Source organism: Niastella caeni (assembly GCF_004834005.1).
In the GTDB taxonomy this organism is placed as follows: domain Bacteria; phylum Bacteroidota; class Bacteroidia; order Chitinophagales; family Chitinophagaceae; genus Niastella; species Niastella caeni.
Genome location: NZ_STFF01000001.1, coordinates 1,642,117 through 1,663,286, shown reverse-complemented (window position 1 = coordinate 1,663,286; position 21,170 = coordinate 1,642,117). Strand labels below are relative to the sequence as shown.

Sequence of the window (21,170 nt, the reverse complement as noted above, 5' to 3'; positions counted from 1 at the left end):
TGCCAAGGTTCCATCACCCCACAGTATTTATCGCTGTTTAAAGAGCTATTTCATAGCAATATTAAAGAAATACCCAGTATTGTTGTAAATTATTCAAGAAAAATTTTGAAAGTTTCGATAATATATAAATATTTGCACGTTTACTTGAATTCTGTAAAAAAACGATTGCAAAAATGGCAGCTAAATTGAATTTAGATAAACTGGACTTGCAGATAATCCATGAGATGATGGATAATGCAGAAATTTCCTATGCAGATCTGGGTAAGAAGTTATTCGTTTCCGGAGGTACTATCCATGTACGTATAAAAAAACTACAGGAAGCAGGTATTGTCAAAGGTACTAAATTAAATGTGGACCTAAAACAGCTCGGATATGATGTAATTGCATTTATTGGCATATATCTTGAGAAAAGCTCCCTGTACGATTCCGTAGCCAAAGAACTGCAGCGCATCCCCGAAATTGTACGATTGAATTATACGACAGGTAATTACAGCATGTTTGCTGAGATAGTATGTAAAGATATTAATCAATTACGGTTTGTATTACACGATGAGTTACAGAAGATAAAGGGAATTGAACGTACCGAAACGTTTATTTCTTTGGAAGAAAGTTTCAGCCGTAATGTGCAGGTGTTTACACCATAATAACTTTTCAGAGTGGGATAGGCAAACACAAACGGCTGTTTTCAACGTTTAGAATATGACTTTTTAATAATTTATCTTTACCTCTTATGAAAAAAATTATCCTGTTTGGTTTGGCCGTATTCCTGATTGCAGTAGCCGTTAGTTGTAAGAAGAAAAAAGGTGATGATGGTAGTAATAGCAGATGTGGCGAAACTGAAATAAAGGTAGCAACTATTCCTGCTACTGGTACTGTTGATCCCCCGGCTCCGGGAACATCTTTTCCTTTAGTGGTTAATCTTGAGTCTATACCTACATCGGGCGTTACAATAAAAGTAACAGCCAAACAAGATGGCGCCAGCTCAACTCCTTTTTTTACCGAAGAACGTCCTAAAGACAAAGTAACGGGCTCTAACAGTTTTACTATTACCAATACACCTACCGGCGTAACCTGTATTGTTGAGGTTGTTGTAACATCAACAACCTGCAATACCAATCAATGGAAAGGCAGCTACCGGTATTCAGCAAAATAATCACTATACAAGAAAAAAAATTCAGATACCAGCTACCGGAGATCAAATTATACAGTTACCAGTTACCAGGTACCAGTTGCCGGGAAATACAGTTACAGCGGCAGCCTGCAAAAGCAGCATGCTTAAATCTGTACCGAGCCTCGCAACAAGGACCCGGAAACTGGTAACCGGTACCTGGAACCCTCTCACTCCTTCACCTGTAAGGCATCGCGTAAACCATTTCCCAGCATATTAAAGGCCAGCACCAATAACATGATCGCAAAGCCGGGCGCCAGGGCAAGCATGGGATTATGCGTAATAATGAAATTGTAGTTTTCTTTGATCATCAGTCCCCAGCTTGGTTGCGGTGGTTGAACACCCACACCAAGAAAACTTAAACCGGCTTCAATTACAATAGCAGAGGCAAAATTAGAAGCAGCTACCACCATCACCGGTCCCATTACGTTAGGCAGCACATGTCGTAATATAATTCGGGTATGCGAATAACCCAGCGCTTTGGCCGCCTCTACATATTCCAGTTCCCGCACGCTTAACACCTGTCCGCGGATAATACGGGCCACGCTCACCCACATGGTTAATCCTATGGCTACAAATACCTGCCAGAAACCTTTTCCTAATACCAGTGTAATGGCAAATACAAGCAGCAGTGTAGGGATACTCCATATTACATTGATGAACCACATAATTACATCATCGGTCCTGCCTCTGAAATAACCGGCCAGCGCCCCTAATAATACACCAATGCTTAATGATATAAGTACAGTGACCAGGCCAACGCCCAGGCTTACCCTAACGCCTACCAGTAATCTGCTTAAAATATCACGGCCGTATTTATCGGTTCCCAGGCGGAATTTTTTTGTAATGATTTTATAGTTGCCTGAAGATCGCCCTTCCTGCCATTTTGTTTTTGAAAGGGGTAAGGCAACGCGTTCAGTAAAGCCTTCATCAAGGTATTGCTGAATGATGAGACTATCATTTTTTTGTTGATAGCTTTGAATGGGGATGTATTGGTATTTATCTTCTCCGCCAACAAACAGTCGCTTAAAAAAAGAAGTGGGATTTATTTTTCTTTCGCGGGGCAAAAGAAGGAATTGCTGGGTATAACCAGGCCGCTGACCGCCTATTTCCACAACCATTCTGTTCGCATTGGGCGAGCCATCCGGAGCCAGTAAATAAGCAAATAAAGCTACCAGTATGGCCAGAATGATAATGGATATTCCAACCAGTGCGCCTTTGTTTCGTTTAAGTCGCCGCCAGGTTGTTCTTGTGGTGGCAGTAGCCATAATTGTTACAGGTTACAAGTTACAAATTGCAGGGGCAGGCCCGGTTTTCTTGTAACCTGCAACCTGTAACCTGCAACGGTTTTATTTCTTAATTCTCCTTCCTTTCCATTCATAATGACCGAACTTCCCCAGCCAGCCTGCAATGATGGTATAACCAATATGCAGCGGTTGTAAAAAAGGAAAATACTTCATTAACTTCTGCTGGCCAAAAAAGATGGCTACTGAATTAACAAATGGAAATTCAATCAAGACTTTAGCCAGTAACAAAAGTAGTACAAGCATCAGCCAGGTGTATTTGAAGAACGCGGCAATGGCACCTGCCAGAAAGCAAACATTTAAAAGGTACACAAGCAATAATACCAGAAAGATCCGTTTATCGTCGTACCGGTCGGCTTTACTGGCCCAGCGGATACGTTGATTAAAGAATTGTTTCCAGTTGGCAGCCGGTTCAGTGGTTACAATGGCCCAACGGTTCTTCAGGTAATACACTTTATCGGGGTACTGTTTGAAAATTTTATGCATTAACAACATATCATCGCCTGAAGCAATGGTATCGATGTTATTAAAGCCGTTTACTTCATAAAACGCCGATCTTTCATAAGCCAGGTTAGCGCCATTGCACATGGAATGAAATCGTTTGTACACAGATGCTGCTGTAATGCCCTGCAGGGTTAAAAAATCGAGCGTTTGAAAAACAGAGAGCAAAGAAGATTGATTATAATAAGTAACCGGCGCGGCAATGAATTTGGCTTCATTGGCTTCATAGAATGCTGCAATGGTTTGCAGCCAGAGCGGATTGAAACGGCAATCGGCATCGGTTGTTACGATCAGTGTTCCTGTTGCCGCATTAATTCCGGTTTCAATGGCTTTTTTCTTATAAGAAGCTATAGTATTTGTTTCTGCTATATGATCTTTTAATTGAAGCGGTCTTATTTGCAATTGTTCAAAATGTAATTCCTGCAGCAATGACCAGGTGTTATCTGTTGAATGGTCATCGATAATAATTACCTCATACAATGCTTTGGGATATCGCTGGTCGTTCAGTGATTGCAGAAGGTTTTGAATGTTCTTTTCTTCATTGCGGGCGGCAATGATAACCGAAATAAATACAGATGCCTGTTTTTCGGGTAAAACAAACGCCGGCATTTTGTTCCATGCTTTATGATAATAGGCAATCAGTACTGCATAGACCACCATGAGCAAAAAAAACAGGAAAAAGAAAAGTGGCATCATTCAATTGGATTTGGCAATATATTTTATGATTGTATTAATTGTATTATCTGATTCGCATATTTTTCCTGTAATACCTGGTGGCCCGTCTGAATTATATGCAACGTACAGAAAGATTCAATACCTGAACGAAATTTTTCTCCTCTTTCGTGCCGGATTATGCGGTCGTATTGCCCATATAACAACCGAACAGGCAATTGATGTGAACGAATGAGCTTTTTTATAAATGTAAGATCCGGTTTAATAGCGCGCATGCAGATCCAGCGTTCATATAATTGCCTGCGTACGGTAGTATCATGAATATAATAGCGGGTGAATTTTAAAACACTTTGATTGATCAGCTTTAACCGGTTACCGGCTTGCAATAAGGAAAAGAACCAACCCGGATGTTTCATGGTAAAACCGAACAGGCGTTTACCAATGCATGTTTGTGTTGCCAGCCAGTACCAGAAATTAACTTTCAATCCATCGGGCGCCAGCAAGATAGTTTTTTCAATCCTCCCGGGAATAGCCTGCAGCAATTGCAAGGCTACTCTTCCCCCCATGCTATAGCCCAACAGGGTAATTTTACTGGTTTGCAGGTTGTGTTTTACCACCAGTGTTTCTATAATTTCAAGCAGGTCGGCAGTGGTAAACCGAAGGCCTTCGTTCCATTCTGTTTTACCATGAAAGGGCAGATCGATCGTAAAGACAGTGTATTCCGGAGGTATATATTTTTCAAGAAAATGAAATGTTTGTTGGGATTCGCCATAACCATGCAAGCACAATAGTATTTTTTGGCCGGCGCCAAACCAGCAGTAATGCAGTCGCGACAACCGGTGTGGAAGAAAAGCAGTACGCATGGTATTCAAAATTAACTACAATATAAGTATTAAGAGGCATATGGAGTTTTTAGGAGAAAGGATATCAGTAGGGGGCGGCGGAAATAATCGTTTATACAAGAAGGATATGCATAGCTTCCGGGGAGTGGTGGAACTTTTTTATGAGAAACGAAGGGTGCTCATGAAAAGGGACCTGATCTTAGGATAAAAATGCTGTTCTTTAAAGTAATGTTGTTGTTTGCATGAAAAGGGATACTGTCTGCATGAAAGACCGGATTTTCAATTTAATGGCGAATCCGGAACTTTTGAGAAAAAACTTTTTCTTAAGAGAAATGAATCTTTTCTGAAACGAAAAGTTCTTTTTTCATGAGAAACAGTCCTGTTTTCATGAAAAAAGGTTTTCTCTTATAAGAAATGATCTCGTTTTTATGAGTAATTATAAAATCTGCATGAAAAGGGAAGTGATCTTCATGAAAAATGACCCATTTCTCATGAGAAACGATCCTGTTTTCATGAGAAATGAACTTTTTATTTAAAGGGAAGTTCTTTTTTCGTGAGAATTCAAAATGGCGTTTTCGTAGATAGGATTCATTCTCAGGTAATTATATGCTACTTTCCATGATCAGCGGTTCCGGCACCACTATTTTTGACCTGCTTACCCGGAAACTGATCTGTAATCCTCAACATGGCCGGTCACAAAAATTTACCATTTAAAACTTGTGAAAATGCCGGGAAAATCCTAGATTTGGATAGTTGTATAAACAACTATATGTCAAACAACCAATTCAAGCGCGGCGAATTATACAGTTTTATCACAGGAAAGGCGTCGACAGCCATTGCCCGTCGGCTGCAAAAAAAGTTCAATGCGGCCAATCTAAACTTAACTATTGAGCAATGGAGCGTGTTATATCATTTGTGGAAACAGGACGGTATCAGTCAACAGGAATTATGCAACGCCTCTTTCAGGGATAAACCCAGTATTACCCGGTTGGTAGATAACCTGGAGAAACTGCAACTGGTAAAACGGGTATCATCTGAATCGGACCGCAGAATGAACATGATCTTTTTAACCAAGCAGGCGCAGAAGTTACAGGACCAAACAATGGAGCTGGCCAATGAAACGCTGAACGAAGCCCTGGAAGGCGTGTCGCCCGATAGAATAGATATATGTCGAGAAGTATTACAAATTGTATATGATAATCTGAAGTAGTTTTCACCATAACGATTGCAACAATATTTACCCAACATAAACATAGTATATGAGCACCACCACACAACAAAAAAATATACTCAAGGGCGGCGAGTGGCTGATCAAGGAAAGCTCTCCCTTTGAGACCTTCATCCCGGAAGATTTTTCTGAAGAGCAGCAAATGGTAAAAGATATGTGCGCTTCATTTCTGGATACAGAAGTAATGCCTATTCTTGAGCGGATCGATAAACTGGAGCCCGGCCTTATGCCTTCGCTGGTTGCCAAAGCTGGCGAGCAGGGTCTGCTGGGTGCCTCCATTCCCGAACAATACGGTGGGTTGGGTAAAGATTTCATTACTTCTAACCTGGTAGGTGAAGGGCTGGGCGGCGGCTTTTCTTTTTCCGTAGCGGTATCGGCCCACATGGGTATTGGTACGCTGCCTATTCTTTATTTCGGGAATGAAAAACAAAAAGAGAAATACATTCCAAAGCTGGCAACAGGGGAGTGGAAGGGCGCTTATGGCCTTACAGAGCCCAATAGCGGCAGTGACGCCCTTGGCGCCAAAACAACGGCTACCTTAAGCAGCGATGGAAAATATTATCTCCTGAATGGCCAGAAATGCTGGATCACCAATGGTGGTTTTGCCGATGTATATACGGTTTTTGCAAAAATAGACGGCGATAAGTTCTCTGCATTTATCGTTGAAAGAGGTTTTGAAGGTTTTACCCAGGGCGCCGAAGAGCATAAAATGGGTATTAAAGGTTCTTCTACCGTTCAGTTGTACTTTCAGGATTGTAAAGTGCCGGTTGAGAACCTGCTGGGAGAGGTTGGCAAAGGACATATCATTGCGTTCAACATCCTGAACATTGGCCGCTTAAAATTATGCGCAGCCGCATTGGGTGGCGCTAAAAGGGCCACTACCACCACTATTCAATACGCCAATACCCGCGAGCAGTTTAAAACACCCATCGCAAATTTTGGCGCCATAAAGAACAAACTGGCCGAAATGGCCATCAATATGTGGGTATGCGAAAGCGCCCTGTATCGCTCGGCCAAATGGATCGACGATAAAGAGCATGAACTGCTGAGCGCCGGCAAACCGTTTAGTGAAGCGGTGTTGGGCGGTGCCGAAGAATATGCTATTGAGTGTGCGATCTTAAAAGTGTTTGGCAGCGAAGTACTGGATTTTGTAGCCGATGAAGGCGTGCAGATCCACGGCGGTAATGGATTTAGCGATGAATACACTATTTCCAAAGCGTACCGCGATAGCCGTATTAACCGCATTTATGAAGGCACCAACGAAATCAATCGCCTGTTAACGGTTGATATGGTGCTGAAGCGCGCTATGAAAGGTCGCTTAGACCTTATGACAGCGGCCATGAACGTGCAGAAAGAATTGATGAGCATCCCCGATTTTGGCAGCGGCGACGAAGAGGCATTTGCCAAAGAGAAAAAGACAATCGCCAATTTTAAAAAGGCAATATTGCTAACGGCTGGCGGTGCAGTGCAAAAGCTCATGATGAAGCTTGAAAACGAACAGGAAGTATTAATGCACATTGCCGATATGGCCATTCAAACCTTTGCGGCCGAAAGCGCCCTGTTACGGGTAATGAAACTGGCTGAACGTAAAGGCGAAGCAGCCGTTTCGTATGAACTGGATATAACCAGAACCTGGTTATACGATGCCGCCGACATTATTAACAAGCATGGCAAAGATGCTATCAATGCTTTTGCCGACGGCGACGAGCAACGTATGATGTTATTGGGATTAAAGCGCTTTACGAAGGTTGAACCCTTTAATAGCAAAGAGGCTAAACGCCGCATTGCTGCAAAGCTGATCGCTGATAACAGGTATCCGCTTTAAATTAGTTCATCAGGATAGTATATAAAACCTTTTGCCGCGCCCGCCTTCGTTTAACTTCGGCGAAGCAAGGCAGAAGGTTTTTTTATTGTACTTGCTCCCCTTCCCCCTCATCGGATTTAAAAGCGGCGCGGGCCAGCAATAAAAATCCGGCTGTTGCCATAAGTATAAAGCAGGTGTGCGATACTTTATCATTATAACCTGTCCGGGTCATCATAATGGCCAAAGAGGTAATTACAGCCAGCAGACATACGGTAAATAAACTGTTAACTAAGGGTACGATTCGCATAGGGTTTAATTTTATGGAGCAAATATTCAGATTCAATATAATGCCTACCATGCAATTATTATAACTTTTGTGGAAAATGAGGCCCGTTTTGTAAAAAATCTAAGGGTTAGCACCTGTAAATAAATAGTATCTAAACAGATTAACCCACGGTCCCTGGTCCGAATCGTACCGCCAGTTTGTAAACCCTCGCTTTTTTTCGGTTATTTTTGCCGCCATGAACTGGCAACAACTCTACAGCACCAAACGAAGCGGTTCCGAGCACAAAACAGCATATACCGATGCCATCCGTACCTCTTTTCTGCGCGACTACGATCGCCTTATCTTTTCATCTGCCTTCAGGCGTTTGCAAAATAAAACACAGGTGTTTCCGTTGCCGGGGCCGGTGTTTGTGCATAACCGGTTAACGCATAGTTTGGAGGTGGCATCCGTAGGCCGTTCATTGGGCAAAGCAGTAGGGGATGCCATCGCTCAGAAATACCCGAATGAAAGCGATCATTTCCGGGAGTTTTATAAATACGAATTGCCTTCTGTGATTGCAGCCGGTTGTTTGGCGCATGATATCGGCAACCCGCCATTCGGCCATTCGGGCGAAGATGCCATTCGCACTTTTTTCAGGGAATTGACAGGAACAGCAAAACAACAATTCTCGGAATTGCTGAACGAAAACCAGCAGCGCGATTTTCTTTTTTTTGAAGGGAACGCCAATGCTTTTCGCACCCTTACGCACAGCTTTAATGAAAAAACGCCGGGCGGTTTTCGCTTAACCTATACCACGCTTGCTTCTATTATAAAATACCCCGCTGATTCGTTGAATGGGTTTAATAAACAACAACTGGTCACGAAGAAATCGGGGTTCTTTGATTCGGAAATTGCTACCTATAAACATATTGCAAGGGATCTGGGCATACCGCAACTGGATGAATCCAAAAACATCTTTGCCCGTCATCCCTTTGTATACCTGGTAGAAGCGGCTGATGATATTTGCTATCGCATCATTGATTTTGAAGATGCCCATCGCCTGAACATTATTTCCATTGATACCATTAAGGACCTTTTCCTGGAATTTTTTAATAATGAAGAAGGGTACGATGCCCGCGAACGGGTAGAGCAGGTGTTTAATGAGATCAATGACCACAACCAGCGGGTGCAGTTTTTACGCGCCAAGTTGATCAACCTGCTGCTTAACCGCGTTACCAATGTGTTTATGCAGCATGAAGAAGCGTTGCTGCAGGGCACTTTGCAAAGATCATTGATCGATTATTTGCCAGAAACGGAAAAGCAATTGATCAAAACCATTGATAAATTTTCAATTGAGCATATTTACAACCACCGCTCGGTGGTGGAAATTGAAATAGCCGGTTATAATGTAATAGGCGGGTTGTTGAAAGAGTTTTTTGCTGCGGTGATCAATCCACAACCGGCCAAATCGCAGAAGCTGCTGCAACTGATCTCACAACAATTTATAATAACCGGTGATAAAAATAAACTGTACAACGATATTCAGTCGGTAGTTGATTTCATTTCCGGTATGACAGATCTGTATGCAGTGGATGTATATCGGAAGATCACGGGTATTGCATTTCCTCAGATAAGATAAGCCAGTAAGAAATTCCAAAAAGAAAAAACCCGAAAGAAATAATCTCCTTCGGGTTTTTTTATTTAGAATAGCACAATTGTTAGTTTAATTTTTCCAGGTGCATATCCAGGCGCTTATCCTTTTTAAAATATTCAAGCAACATTACCGAACCGGTTTTGGCAGGCATGATGCGCATGCTGCTTGAAGATGTTTTGAGATTGATCTTATCGGTAGTAATGTTATTGTTATAGTAAGAAATGGCGTTAAAGGTTAAACCTTTGTAATCTTTCGACCGTACATAATCAGTATACCCCACGGTAAATGTGCTGTGCGTTTTATCGGTTTGTGAAAATGCATAGTCAAATCCATTGTAAACATATTTGATCATGAAGGCCAACATGGGAGCGCTGTAAATATCCTGGCCGGGTAGTGACATGGTGTTAGTGTTTTTATCGAATATCTGTGCAGATTGTACATCAAACTTATCGTTAAACTGTAACATCACCATGTCGGTGATTTTCATTTTGGTGGTATTGGTGCCTCCACCTAATACTGCAAGGCCAATACCTACTGCATCGGCTACTTTTTTATACCCTTCACCTATAGCAAAGATCTTCCCGTCTTCTGTTTGTAAAATTCTATGGAAATAAATGTAACCCAATTCATCTACCCGGCCGCGGGAGTCTATCTTCAGGTGTTTACTAATGTCGCCACTCCAGGAATTATATTTTGCATTTACAACCTTTCCCTGGTTGTTCATAACCCATACGCCCAACCCCAGGCTTTTATCCTTTACAACCCGGTCATCTTTTTCGTAATAAGGCCCTATTAACATAAACCCGTTGTTGCGTAATGTGGTAACATTCATGGGATAGAAATTATATTTCTCCCGGTCTGTTTCAAATTCAAACGCTTTTTTGCCATTGTGCAGGTAAATACCCAACAACCACGATTCCATTTTAGTTGATAATAATTTTGTTCTTTTCAGCACTTCAAAGACCACCACGCTATCGCTGTAACCAAGGAATTGAGGAGAAGCCACGCGCTCAGGATCATCAGGCGTATATTTCCATTGTTTTTTCTTATCAGTTTGGTAGAAGCTTACTTCAAATGAATAGTTTTTTCCATCCTTGTAAGGTATAGAAGTAACAAAGCCTCTGTTTTCGATAGCGTATAAACTTTTATTCTGCGTTTCTTCCGTATTAATAGAGAGGGCACTGGTTATATAAGACATTGATTTACTCTCAATAGGATACTGATAATTGAATTTTTGTTTACCATCTATTTCATATACGCGGTAATCCATCAGTTTCTGGTCCTGATCATAAAACATGAACATGATATCAGAACCGTTATAAGATGATTCAAGCAGCAATATATTCTTGGAGTCGGTGAACTTGATTTCTTTTACCTTGTTAACATTTTCATCCAGGATCTGGAGTGTATATTCATTGGTTTTTTTATCAACTTTATCAGATTGATAAAATAAAAAATACCCTTTTATTTCTTCATTGGCAATAATGGGCCCTGAATTACGCAGGTACACCGATTTAATATTTTCGATGCTTAGTTTTGATTGGCCAAAACTGTTTTGCTGCAAAATCAAAACGGTTATTAGCAGTAACAAGCATAAATGCTTTTTCATGATTAAAATAGTGTTGAAGGTTTTTGAAATTAAAAGCGATATTTTCCCGAAGGGAATTGTTTTTTATAAGTTTCAATCAGTTGTTGTTTTTCTTCAGGCTTATTGAAATTGGTTTTACTTTCAATAAGGGCTGCCAGAAAATCTTCGTTGGCCATGAGGTTGCTTTGCCGGTTTTGTAAAAAGTAGTAGCTGAATGCGCCGAGATCAGTTAACCGAACCCGTTGAATGAATTCAAGCAGGGTATTATAATTTTTATCATTAAATGGCGAAGGCATATCAATAAGCTTACTTAATGTATGGTTCTTTTGGCCAACAAACAGCTTGTTAATGCACCGGCCGGTATTGGTGATCAAATAGGCGTTGAAGGGTTGTGCCTCCAACATTTGTAAGGTATAATACAGGCTTCTTGAAACATTGTCTGACCGGTAACAAAAATCAATGACCTCATAATCGAAATCATTTTGCAGTTGCCTGAATTGTTTTTCGTTGACCACGAATGCGCGGCTGGCCTGTTTATGATATTGATGAACTCTGTCTTTTAATTTACCAATACGGATACTGCAATCGGGGTGGGTTTTTAATGAATCGCGCTCTTTCCTGCTTTCAGCTTCACTGCTTTCAGCCAACGTACCAAAAAGCGATTTTTCCTCTTTGGTCCATTTATCCTGGAAGGGATATTCCTGAAAATTGAATACGTTCTTTAGAGAGAGCGTTACATTATACTTATCGCCATCAATGCTATCTAACAGGTTTAAGCAGGAAAGCGATTCCCGAACATCGAACGAAGTATTTTTCAACCATTCAACCGCCAGCGAATCGGCTTCGGTCTCATGTTCGCGGCTATGCCTGCGGCTGTCAAAGGCCATAGCCTTTGTCAGGTTTTCGAGCTGCTGGGTTTTTTGAAATTCACTTTTATTTATCTTTTTAAGCTCTTTCTGAAATTCATCAGAATAAACGGTATTTACGTATTTGTTAATGGCGTTATTACTATGATTCAAATATAAATGCGCCAGCTCATGACATAGGACGAATGCAGCCTGGCTTTCGTTTTGTAATTTATAAAACAACCCGATGTTGAAAATGATGGTGCCTTCACCCATGCTGCTGGCGTTTGGCCACCAGGTACGCGAGAACACCACCCGGGTTTCGAGCTGACCAATGGCTTGATTTGATTTTACAATTTCATGGAGCAATGACTGCAGGTACCCATTGGCTGCCTTTTCGGTGAGAATTTCTTTCTGATCGTACATCTTTTTAATACGTTCAAAACGATCTTTAAAGATCTGCTCCAGGTATTTTTTATTCTTTCCCGACAAAGAAGATACATCTGCCTGGTACCGTTTTTCGGTAGCGGTTATCCATTCTTTGTATTTACCGGCATCATCTTCGGGAGATTGATAATAAGTAAGATTTTGACAAACAGCGTTGCCACAGCAACATATTAAGATGAGGAAAATAACAGTGTGAAAGGGTTTCATGGCAATTGTAAAGGGTATAACATGGGTAAAAATATAGTTTTCCTTCATAAAAGTCAATATTTATGAGATGGAACTCTTTTCTTAGCTTTACCAAAACCTTACAAGTATGTCAACAAGACGTGCCTTTATTACTAATACCGGAAAGGCGATGGTTGCCGGCGGATTGGTTACCTTCGCAGAAAATGGGGATTCAAATATGCTCGAAAATAAGTTTATACATCACGTTTATTTCTGGTTACAGAATGAAAAAAGCAAAGAAGACCGTGCGATGTTAATTGAAGGCCTGAAAAAGTTATCGAAAGTAAAAACCATTAAAACATTTCATATCGGCCAGCCGGCAGATACCAAACGGGACGTTATTGACAGCTCCTACGCCGTTTCGTGGTTTACCATTTTTGATAATGCGGCCGACCAGCAGAGCTATCAAACCGACCCTATTCACCTTAAGTTCGTTGAAGAATATTCGCACTTGTGGAGTAAGGTGGTTGTATATGATACGGTAGATGTGAAATGATAAAGTATGAAGGGATATTTATTACGCGAACAGGCTTTTACTGCCGGCGAAGATACTTTTGTTGAAAGTACATCTGAAGAGAACAACTATGCAGTTGTTTTTGAGGATGATACAGATACCGGGTACTTTTATGCGGTTGAAGTGGAGCAGGGCACGGGAAAACAAAATATCCTGGATGCCGTGCATATTTACAATATAGAGGAAGTGCCTGCCGACCAACGGGTAGGCAAGGTTACAATCATTTGGTCAACCGACTGGTTGCGATGCGGCCTCATCATCAACAACTATTGCCACGCAGTATTTGATTTTGAAAACCATGGCGGTTACTGCCGCAATGAATTTCCGCCGCCAAATTCCTTGTGGACAAAGGGCGAAAGAAAACTGACCAATGAAATGGTTGCTGCGTTTTTTAGTTAGCTTGAAACTATTTAGCGAGCGGCGCCTTTTTAGTTGCTTTTGCGCCTGCCGGTGATTGGTTTAGCGGCCGTGGTTCCAACGACCTGGTTTCGGTAACCATTTGCCACATAGTGGTCAATTCGCCTTCCACCTTCAGGTCTTTAATGAGGCGGTATAAGCGGTGTTGCAATTTTTCGCCCGACCATCTTTTCGCATACCCCGGAATTTCAAATTCCCAGATATCGGTAAACTCCCAGGGATGAAAATACAAACACACATAACCGTCTTTCTTTAAGGCTTGTATGGTCAGGTATTTAAACAGGCTATATGGCATGTTCTTAAAAGCCAGCCAAAAGAGCGGGATACGCATGCGCGGGCTTACCGATGCCGGTACACGCAGCATATTTTCATCGGTGTATATTGTTCTGGGTAAAGTAAGATTGTTATAGCGTCCCGGTATCCAGGTTGGGTTCATTGACGAATCATAGCTATAACCTGCCTCAATAACATCCTGCATCGGCACTTTCATCAAACGAGGCATTCTCAATCCGTATACTGGTTCACCGGTAATTTCTTCCAGTTTAAGCCTGCTTTGTAGCAGATCGGCTGTTTTATATTGGGAATGGTAAAAAGTATGCGACGCTATTTCGTGCTTACGCGACAATTGCCGAATGCTGTCGGGAAACCAGTTGGCAAAATTAGCGGTTGTAAAAAAGGTATAATTCGCTTCAGTACCATTTAAAACCGACATAGTGGCCTGCAGCCCTTTGTGGCCGGTTTCCATTTGTTCCTCAATAGTAAGATTTTGATTATACTCCAATGGCATATCAAACTCTTCTACATCAAAACTCATCAATATGTATCGCTGACGGCTCATGGATATTTGATTCTTTAACAATATAAACAGGTCGATGTTTGTTTTGCATAAATAGCTTGCCCAGGTAAATGCCAATAATGCCCAAGATCATTAACTGAAGGCCACCAAAAAACACAATGGTAACAATCACTGAGGTCCAACCGGAAATTGTATACCCGAAATAATAGCTATATATCGCATAAGGTATATACAGCGTTGATAGTGCTGCAAATATAAAGCCTATGTATGCGGCTGCGTATAAAGGCCTGATGCTGAAAGAAGTAATGCCCTGTAACGCAAACCTTATCATCCGCTTCGAGGTATACTTGGTAACGCCTGATTTACGCTGGTCAGAATCATATTCTACGGCCAGTTGCTTAAATCCTGCCCATTTAACCAGCCCTCTGAAAAAGGGTTCAAACTCCTGCAGGTTTCGCAACGTATTTGTTACGTTTCGGTTCATTAACCGGAAATCGGCCGTTCCTTTTTCAATTTTTACATCACTGACCCAGTTCTGCACCCGGTAAAACAGATTGGATGTTGCTCTTTTAAAAAAGGGTAAATTCTTATCTTCTCTGCGAACCGTGTACACCACGTCATACCCTTCTTCCCATTTCTCAAGTAACAACGGAATTAAATGCGGTGGGTGTTGCAGATCGCCATCCATGGTAATAACACAATCGCCCTCTGCCTTGTCTAACCCCGCTTTGATTGCTGCCTGGTGACCGAAATTGCGGGAGAAAGAAATGTACCTGATATTTTCATCCTGCACCGCCAGCTTCTTTATTTCATGTAAGGTCAGATCAGAGCTTCCATCATCAACAAAAAGCAGGTTATAGCGGTAAGACAGGCCTGAGAAAATGCGCTTGATAGCCTTGGCCATCACAGATACATTGTCTTTTTCATTATGAACCGGAACAATGATAGTTACTAGTTTAGTCATGCTGTCATTGTTTTTTGAGCGTAAATAATTGGGCTAAAGACATTGAAAGCAGGGAACACCCGGTTGTAAATAGAATTTGAAAACCAATACTTTAAGGAAGGTGAGCAGTGAAATTTGAGAAGAGAATAAGCAAAAGCATCCCGTTCTTGCAAGAATATGACCGGCAAGTTTCTTTTCCTACACTTGTGCTTTGTGCCTGGATTGGGTGTTACCATCTCAATTACTAACATTAAAACAATCGATTTGCTTTTCCCCCTACAGGAAAAAGGCAAAAATTTATCCAGTTCGGATAAAAGTTTTATTAATTGTTCAACTGTTAAAAACCGTAAACTGTAATTTAATGACTTATATTGTTTTATGCAGAAGGTGCTTTGCTGCTACCAGGCTTTCCCCAGCGATTATTTTAACCGGCTGGCCGCAGCATCATCAACAAACCAATGCAACTCGCCACTGGTGGGCTGAATAATTTGCGATGGAAATTGATCAATAGCAGGAGCTCCTTTCAATACTTCAAATAAAGCATTTGATTTATTAGCGCCAAAGGTAAGAAATGCAATTTTACCGGCCCGGTTTACAACGGGCGCCGTTAGTGTAATGCGGTACATTTGCTGGGCATCGAGGTAAAATGATTGTACCCAGGCTTGCTTTTCATGAATGACAGGCGTATGTGGAAATAACGATAAGGTATGCCCATCGTCACCCATACCATTCAGCACCAGATCGAAGGTGGGCCCTTCGTTACTGAAATACTGGTGCAATAAAGCCTCATATGCTTTGGCAGCTGCTGAGGGCGTCAGGCTGGTATCCATTATATGCACCTGTTCGCGTACAACGGGAACCTTGTTGAGCAGGTGTTCAAAGGTCATTTTTGCGTTGTTGCGGCTATCGGTGAATGGTACAGCCCGCTCATCGCCCCAGAAAATATGCAGTTTACTCCAGTTAATACGGTCCCTGTAAGGCGAAGCAGCCAGTAATTCGTACAGTTGTTTGGGAGAATTGCCACCTGTAACCACCCAGGTAAAACGATCCTGCTTTTGCAGGGTGGTTTCAATAGATTGGGTGATCCACTCGGCGAGGGCCTGGCTTACTTCTTCGGGATTGTTGTATATATGAAGCATGTTGAATTTAAGTTACAGGTTACAAGTTACAGGTTGCAGGGTTGAAGGCCCAGATGTATTCCCTGTAACCTGCAACTTGTAACAATGACTTTATATATGTGCCTGCACGCCCTGGTGAGCTACTGGAAGCGTGATCCAGTTGCGGCCATCGCGGGCAATGAGTGCTTCTGCATCTTCAGGTCCCCAGCTATCAGGTGCATAGTTGGGAAAATCAACCGGGGCTCTGCTTTCCCAGGCTTCCTGAATGGGCATTACTACTTTCCAGGCTGCTTCTACCTGGTCGCTGCGCATGAATAAAGTAGCGTTTCCTTCCATTACATCCAGCAACAAAGTTTCGTATGCTTCAGGATCATCATCGCCATAAGTGTCTTTGTAATTAAAGATCATATCAACCGGGTTCAGGGTTACAGTTTGCCCCGGTCGTTTTGCCTGGAAGCGTAACCTGATATCCATTTCAGGTTGAATGCTGATGGTAAGCCTGTTGGGTCTCCAGGTGAGGGCTGCTTCCTGGGGGAATGCAAAGTTGGGAGCCGGTTTGAACTGGATCGTAATGATGGTTGATTTTTCGTGTAACCGTTTTCCCGTGCGTACATAAAAAGGCACATCCTGCCAGCGCCAGTTATCGATATAGAATTTTACCGCAGCAAAAGTATCGGTAGGTGAGCTGGTGCTTACTTTTCCTTCATTGCGGTAGCCAGGCACTTTTTTGCCTTGCATCCAACCATCGGAGTACTGACCTCTAACGGCATGCTTATGCACTTCTTCCTTGCTGTATTTACGGATGGCGTTTAAAACATCCACCTTTTTGTTTCTGATTTCATTGGCATCGAACGATACGGGGGCTTCCATCGCAATCATACACAACAGTTGCAGAATATGGTTCTGCACCATATCGCGCAATGCGCCCGAGCGTTCATAATAGTCGCCGCGATTTTCAAGACCAACAGTTTCTGCTGCGGTAATTTGAATATGGTCGATATAATTCCTGTTCCAGATGGGTTCAAACAAGGCATTGGCAAAACGCAAGGCCAGGATGTTTTGAACGGTTTCTTTACCCAGGTAGTGATCTATGCGGTAGATCTGGGTTTCATCGAACATGGAAGTCAGTAACTCATTCAGCTCATGTGCGCTTTTAAGATCATGGCCGAAGGGCTTTTCTACTACAATGCGGGTGCATTTGGTATCGTGGCAGATATTTAATGGTCCCAGTTTGCTGGCAATTTGCGGCACCAGGTGTGGTGCTACAGACATGTAGAAAATTACATTGGGATGCTCGCCAAATTCCTGTTCTTTTTGTTTTACGATGTTGGCAATTTTCTGGTAATCGGCATCATTGCCAACATCCATTTGCAGGTAGGAGATGCTTTTTGAAAACTCCTGCCATTTACCGTTTTGATCGCCTTTGCGGCGGGAGAACTGATGAATGCCATCGAGCAAATGACCTCTGAACTTTTCATCGGTATAGGGTGTTCTTCCAATGCCTACAATATGGAATTTCTCAGGCATCCAGTTATCGATAAACAAGTTGTATAAAGCGGGGGAAAGTTTTCGCTGGTTTAAATCGCCACTGCCACCAAAAATAAATAACAAAGAGGCCGGCGGACATTTATGGTTTGTCATATTCTAAATTGAAATCTTTTTTACTTTCTTTCAACTAGCCCCTTACGGGAGTATTGATGTTTTTAATTTATCCCAATTTTTATAGTAAGTATTTAATGCCTTCACTTCAACATTCGATTTTCAGCATTTAATATTCAATATTACTTATTTCTTACCCCACGCAGTATGGAAGGTTCCTTCCTGGTCGATGCGTTGGTAAGTATGCGCGCCAAAATAATCGCGCTGGGCCTGTAGCAGGTTTATTGGCAATTGCTTGCTGCGATAAGTATCGAAATAGCTCAGGGCGCTCATTAATGCACCGGCGGGTATGCTGTGCTGAATAGCCTGGGCGGCTACTGCACGAAGACCGGTTGCTTTGGCATGCAGTATTTTGGCTACCTGAGGATCCAATAACAAATTGGAGAGCTGCGGGTTCAGTTTGAACGCATTTCCAAACAATTCGAGCAGGGTTGAACGGATGATGCAACCGCCACGCCAAACACTTACTACCTGCGGCATGGGAATTTGCATATCGAGTTCGGTTCCGGCTTTATGCAGTTGCGCCAGGCCCTGAGCATAACTGATGATGGTAGCAAACAACAGGGCATCGTGTACCTGCTGAATGAATTGTTGTTTAGGCACGCCTATTAAACCGGTTGTTTCAGGATATAACGCAGAAGCCTGTACACGCTCGGCTTTCAATGCCGACAAGTTGCGCATGGTAACTGCCATATCGATGGTGGGAATGGGAACGCCCAGGTCCATCGCATCCTGTGAGGTCCATTTACCGGTGCCTTTGGCGCCTGCTTTATCGAGGATCATGTCGACCAGGCGGTTGGGCGTTTTATCGTCGGGTTGTAAAAAAATGTCGGCTGTAATTTCAATGAGGAAAGAACGCAGTTCACCTTTGTTCCAGCTATCAAAAACTGTATGCAGTTCATCATTGTTCAATCCGAGTCCGCGGTGCAACAGGTCATAGCTCTCGCTTATCAGTTGCATGATGGCGTATTCAATACCATTGTGCACCATTTTAACATAGTGACCGGCTGCGCCTTTACCAAGGTGGTCTACGCAGGGAACACCATCAACTTTTGCCGCTACTGCCTCCAGCATCGGCCGTATATGGGGGTATGCTTCAGGGGCGCCGCCTGGCATTATGCTGGGACCGGTGCGGGCGCCTTGTTCACCACCCGAAACGCCCATACCCATGAAATGAATGCCTTTTTGTTGCAGATAGGTAACACGTCGTAATGTATCGGTAAAATGGCTGTTTCCGCCATCGATTATGATATCGCCTTTTTGTACCAGGGGTAACAGGCTTTCAATTACATCATCAACCGGTTTGCCGGCGGGCACCAGCATCATGATCTTACGGGGTATAGCCAGTTGGTTGATCATATCCTGTAAAGAACCAACTCCTTTTACGGTAGTACCGGCTGTAGCGTCCGATTCAAGGGCCGAGGTTTTCTGGTTGTCTTTGTCGAAACCGATTACTTTAAATCCGTGGTCGGCCATGTTGAGTAGAAAATTTCTTCCCATAACGCCGAGGCCAATCATGCCAAAATCAAATTGTTGTGCACTCATTGCAAATAAATAAGGTTGCAAAAGTAGGCAAATTGCTGATAGGGGGGAGGGGAACAGGAAATTTGAAAAATTTCAAATAAATAGCCGGGATGGAATAGCCGGGCATGATAAGGCAAACCATTAAGTATGCAATCATTTGGTTTCATCTAACGTAAACGATTGCGTAAAAGGCGAGTAAGGGAGGCACAAGGCACAAGGCACAAGGCACAAGGCACAAGGCACAAGGCACAAGGCACAAGGCACAAGGCACAAGGCACAAGGCACAAGGCACAAGGCACAAAATTTTCCGGCGGCACAAGTTAGTCGTTAATTTCAAATAATCGCGAGCCATTCACCACTCCCCATTCACGAAAAAGCCCCGTTTGCTTCTGAAAACAAACAGGGCTTGTAGAAAGTTTTGTCCGTATTAATGTGGAATGATCGTTTGCTGGCAAAGGAACTGTTATTTACCGGAAGCTGGGGCCTGAGCTGGCGGCGGTGGAGGCGGAGCCTTCATTTCCTTAGGTGCCACAGCTTCAGGGTGCGGGCTACCATGGTGGCAGGTAACGCAACCTACCGGCGGAATGGTGTGCTGATCGTCTTTTTTGAAACGGAAGAATTTTTTGTTGATGCGATCTGTCATTCGCATCATATCGCGGGTAACATTTTTCTCCCCTTTTTCATCGCTGGCAAAGTCGAGTTTTTTAGGATTTTCTTTTTGTGCAACATGGCAAAAATTACATTTTACGCCCAGTGAACGGTTAAACTCGTGCATAATGTTGTCGAGTTCATCATGGCTGATGTTTTTCGGCAGTACTTTCAGGTTTTTGAAAGTAGGATCGGCCGGGGCACTGGCTGCAATTCCTAAGACTACCAGTGCCACTAAAGTGCCGGCAACCGTAATTTTCTTTTTAAAAAACATAGCAGGTGTGTTTTAGCTATTGAATGGTTAAATAAGGATTTTCAAGATACTGTATTTGTATGGAACAACACTTGTCAAATAGGGAGGCCGAAGTAAACCATCAGTTTCGGTTGTGCGATTTTAATTTGTTCTTGATTCATTGGATGTTTTTGTTAAAAGAAACCTGCGTTAGAATAAATTAACCTGTAATAAACCAGATAGCCTTTGTTATTCAACGCGAACAGCGTATCTTTGCGGCCACATTTGAGTGATAATAGCATATGGTAAGTGAACGATATATCTCGCTACGCATTTCTGCTAATAGTTGTTAGTCTTCCTTTACTCCCTGCTTTACCTCAGATCCATTAAAAATTTTTAACCAATTTTAGTTAGTAGTATGAACATTTATGTTTCAAATTTGAGTTTCAACGTAACAGATGATGATTTGGAAGGCTTTTTTGCTGAATACGGCGAAGTTTCTTCTGCCCGTGTAATTACCGATAAGTTCACTGGCAAAAGCCGTGGATTTGGTTTTGTTGAAATGCCTAATGATGAAGCTGCCAGAAAGGCAATTGCTGAACTGGATGGTGGCAGAGTAGAAGGCCGGGAGATCAAAGTTGCTGAAGCTCGTCCTCGCGAAGAGCGCAGTAATGGCGGTGGCGGTGAAAAACGTTCATTTAGCCGTAACAACAGCTATAACAACCGTTATTAATCCTGTTAGGTTAAGATATCAGCCTCCCGACTTTAGTCGGGAG

At 42.5% G+C, this 21,170-nt stretch carries 20 protein-coding genes; 8 read left to right on the top strand and 12 right to left on the bottom strand.

All coding sequences use genetic code 11. The annotated features are described in order from the left end of the window. The first annotated feature begins 173 nt into the window (after positions 1 to 173). Both FAM09_RS06700 and FAM09_RS06695 read left to right on the top strand, forming a co-directional pair. Positions 174 to 644: an Lrp/AsnC ligand binding domain-containing protein gene (locus FAM09_RS06700; protein ID WP_136576272.1), complete on the top strand. Its 471-nt coding sequence runs from the start codon at positions 174 to 176 to the stop codon at positions 642 to 644. An 86-nt stretch (positions 645 to 730) separates the two neighbouring features. Continuing rightward, positions 731 to 1,153 carry a hypothetical protein gene (locus tag FAM09_RS06695; RefSeq protein WP_136576271.1) on the top strand — a complete coding sequence of 141 codons (423 nt, stop codon included), beginning with the start codon at positions 731 to 733 and terminating at the stop codon, positions 1,151 to 1,153. Between the two features lie 185 nt (positions 1,154 to 1,338). Here the strand turns inward: FAM09_RS06695 and FAM09_RS06690 are convergent, their stop codons facing one another. From FAM09_RS06690 to FAM09_RS06680, 3 genes are all read right to left on the bottom strand, one after another. Then, positions 1,339 to 2,436 (bottom strand): ABC transporter permease, encoded by a 1,098-nt coding sequence (locus tag FAM09_RS06690; protein WP_136576270.1) that lies wholly within the window; start codon positions 2,434 to 2,436, stop codon positions 1,339 to 1,341. Between the two features lie 81 nt (positions 2,437 to 2,517). Beyond that, positions 2,518 to 3,669, bottom strand: coding sequence for a glycosyltransferase (locus FAM09_RS06685; RefSeq protein WP_136576269.1), 1,152 nt, complete (start codon positions 3,667 to 3,669; stop codon positions 2,518 to 2,520). Between the two features lie 23 nt (positions 3,670 to 3,692). Next, positions 3,693 to 4,508 (bottom strand): alpha/beta fold hydrolase, encoded by an 816-nt coding sequence (locus tag FAM09_RS06680; RefSeq protein ID WP_136576268.1) that lies wholly within the window; start codon positions 4,506 to 4,508, stop codon positions 3,693 to 3,695. Positions 4,509 to 5,256: 748 nt separating this feature from the next. Here FAM09_RS06680 and FAM09_RS06675 point away from each other — a divergent pair. Beyond that, positions 5,257 to 5,697, top strand: coding sequence for a MarR family winged helix-turn-helix transcriptional regulator (locus FAM09_RS06675; protein ID WP_136576267.1), 441 nt, complete (start codon positions 5,257 to 5,259; stop codon positions 5,695 to 5,697). Between the two features lie 49 nt (positions 5,698 to 5,746). Then, positions 5,747 to 7,540, top strand: coding sequence for an acyl-CoA dehydrogenase family protein (locus FAM09_RS06670; RefSeq protein WP_136576266.1), 1,794 nt, complete (start codon positions 5,747 to 5,749; stop codon positions 7,538 to 7,540). 82 nt (positions 7,541 to 7,622) lie between these two features. Here FAM09_RS06670 and FAM09_RS06665 read toward each other — a convergent pair whose 3' ends face one another. Further along, entirely contained in the window at positions 7,623 to 7,826 is a 204-nt protein-coding gene (locus FAM09_RS06665) for a hypothetical protein (RefSeq protein WP_136576265.1), read from the bottom strand. A 214-nt stretch (positions 7,827 to 8,040) separates the two neighbouring features. On the opposite strand from FAM09_RS06665, the gene FAM09_RS06660 reads away from it, so the two are divergent. Beyond that, on the top strand, positions 8,041 to 9,423 hold the full coding sequence (locus tag FAM09_RS06660; protein WP_136576264.1) for a deoxyguanosinetriphosphate triphosphohydrolase: 1,383 nt from the start codon (positions 8,041 to 8,043) through the stop codon (positions 9,421 to 9,423). A 79-nt stretch (positions 9,424 to 9,502) separates the two neighbouring features. Here the strand turns inward: FAM09_RS06660 and FAM09_RS06655 are convergent, their stop codons facing one another. Continuing rightward, the gene (locus FAM09_RS06655; protein WP_136576263.1) at positions 9,503 to 11,047 is read right to left on the bottom strand and encodes a DUF6770 family protein; all 1,545 of its coding nucleotides are present in this window, start codon (positions 11,045 to 11,047) and stop codon (positions 9,503 to 9,505) included. A 29-nt stretch (positions 11,048 to 11,076) separates the two neighbouring features. Beyond that, complete coding sequence (locus FAM09_RS06650; RefSeq protein WP_136576262.1) at positions 11,077 to 12,573, bottom strand: M48 family metalloprotease; 1,497 nt, start codon at positions 12,571 to 12,573, stop codon at positions 11,077 to 11,079. A 58-nt stretch (positions 12,574 to 12,631) separates the two neighbouring features. Between FAM09_RS06650 and FAM09_RS06645 the strand changes: the two genes are divergently transcribed. Together FAM09_RS06645 and FAM09_RS06640 are read left to right on the top strand one after the other, a co-directional pair. Next, on the top strand, positions 12,632 to 13,039 hold the full coding sequence (locus tag FAM09_RS06645; protein ID WP_136576261.1) for a Dabb family protein: 408 nt from the start codon (positions 12,632 to 12,634) through the stop codon (positions 13,037 to 13,039). Between the two features lie 6 nt (positions 13,040 to 13,045). Then, positions 13,046 to 13,456 (top strand): DUF2251 domain-containing protein, encoded by a 411-nt coding sequence (locus FAM09_RS06640; RefSeq protein WP_136576260.1) that lies wholly within the window; start codon positions 13,046 to 13,048, stop codon positions 13,454 to 13,456. Between the two features lie 7 nt (positions 13,457 to 13,463). On the opposite strand, the gene FAM09_RS06635 is transcribed toward FAM09_RS06640, so the two are convergent. The 6 genes from FAM09_RS06635 to FAM09_RS06610 form a co-directional block, all read right to left on the bottom strand. Beyond that, positions 13,464 to 14,312, bottom strand: coding sequence for a polysaccharide deacetylase family protein (locus FAM09_RS06635; RefSeq protein ID WP_136576259.1), 849 nt, complete (start codon positions 14,310 to 14,312; stop codon positions 13,464 to 13,466). Then, positions 14,278 to 15,234, bottom strand: a complete 957-nt coding sequence (locus FAM09_RS06630; protein ID WP_136576258.1) for a glycosyltransferase family 2 protein — start codon at positions 15,232 to 15,234, stop codon at positions 14,278 to 14,280. The genes FAM09_RS06635 and FAM09_RS06630 overlap by 35 nt, the downstream gene beginning before the upstream one ends. A 398-nt stretch (positions 15,235 to 15,632) precedes the next feature. After that, the gene (gene pgl / locus FAM09_RS06625; protein ID WP_136576257.1) at positions 15,633 to 16,352 is read right to left on the bottom strand and encodes a 6-phosphogluconolactonase; all 720 of its coding nucleotides are present in this window, start codon (positions 16,350 to 16,352) and stop codon (positions 15,633 to 15,635) included. Positions 16,353 to 16,442: 90 nt separating this feature from the next. After that, a complete protein-coding gene (gene zwf / locus FAM09_RS06620; protein ID WP_136576256.1) occupies positions 16,443 to 17,972 on the bottom strand; it encodes a glucose-6-phosphate dehydrogenase in 1,530 nt (509 codons plus the stop codon). A 144-nt stretch (positions 17,973 to 18,116) separates the two neighbouring features. Continuing rightward, a complete protein-coding gene (gndA, locus tag FAM09_RS06615; protein WP_136576255.1) occupies positions 18,117 to 19,535 on the bottom strand; it encodes an NADP-dependent phosphogluconate dehydrogenase in 1,419 nt (472 codons plus the stop codon). A 442-nt stretch (positions 19,536 to 19,977) separates the two neighbouring features. Continuing rightward, positions 19,978 to 20,436: a c-type cytochrome gene (locus tag FAM09_RS06610; protein ID WP_136576254.1), complete on the bottom strand. Its 459-nt coding sequence runs from the start codon at positions 20,434 to 20,436 to the stop codon at positions 19,978 to 19,980. A 376-nt stretch (positions 20,437 to 20,812) separates the two neighbouring features. Between FAM09_RS06610 and FAM09_RS06605 the strand changes: the two genes are divergently transcribed. Next, positions 20,813 to 21,127, top strand: coding sequence for an RNA recognition motif domain-containing protein (locus FAM09_RS06605; protein ID WP_136576253.1), 315 nt, complete (start codon positions 20,813 to 20,815; stop codon positions 21,125 to 21,127). Positions 21,128 to 21,170: the final 43 nt, after the last annotated feature.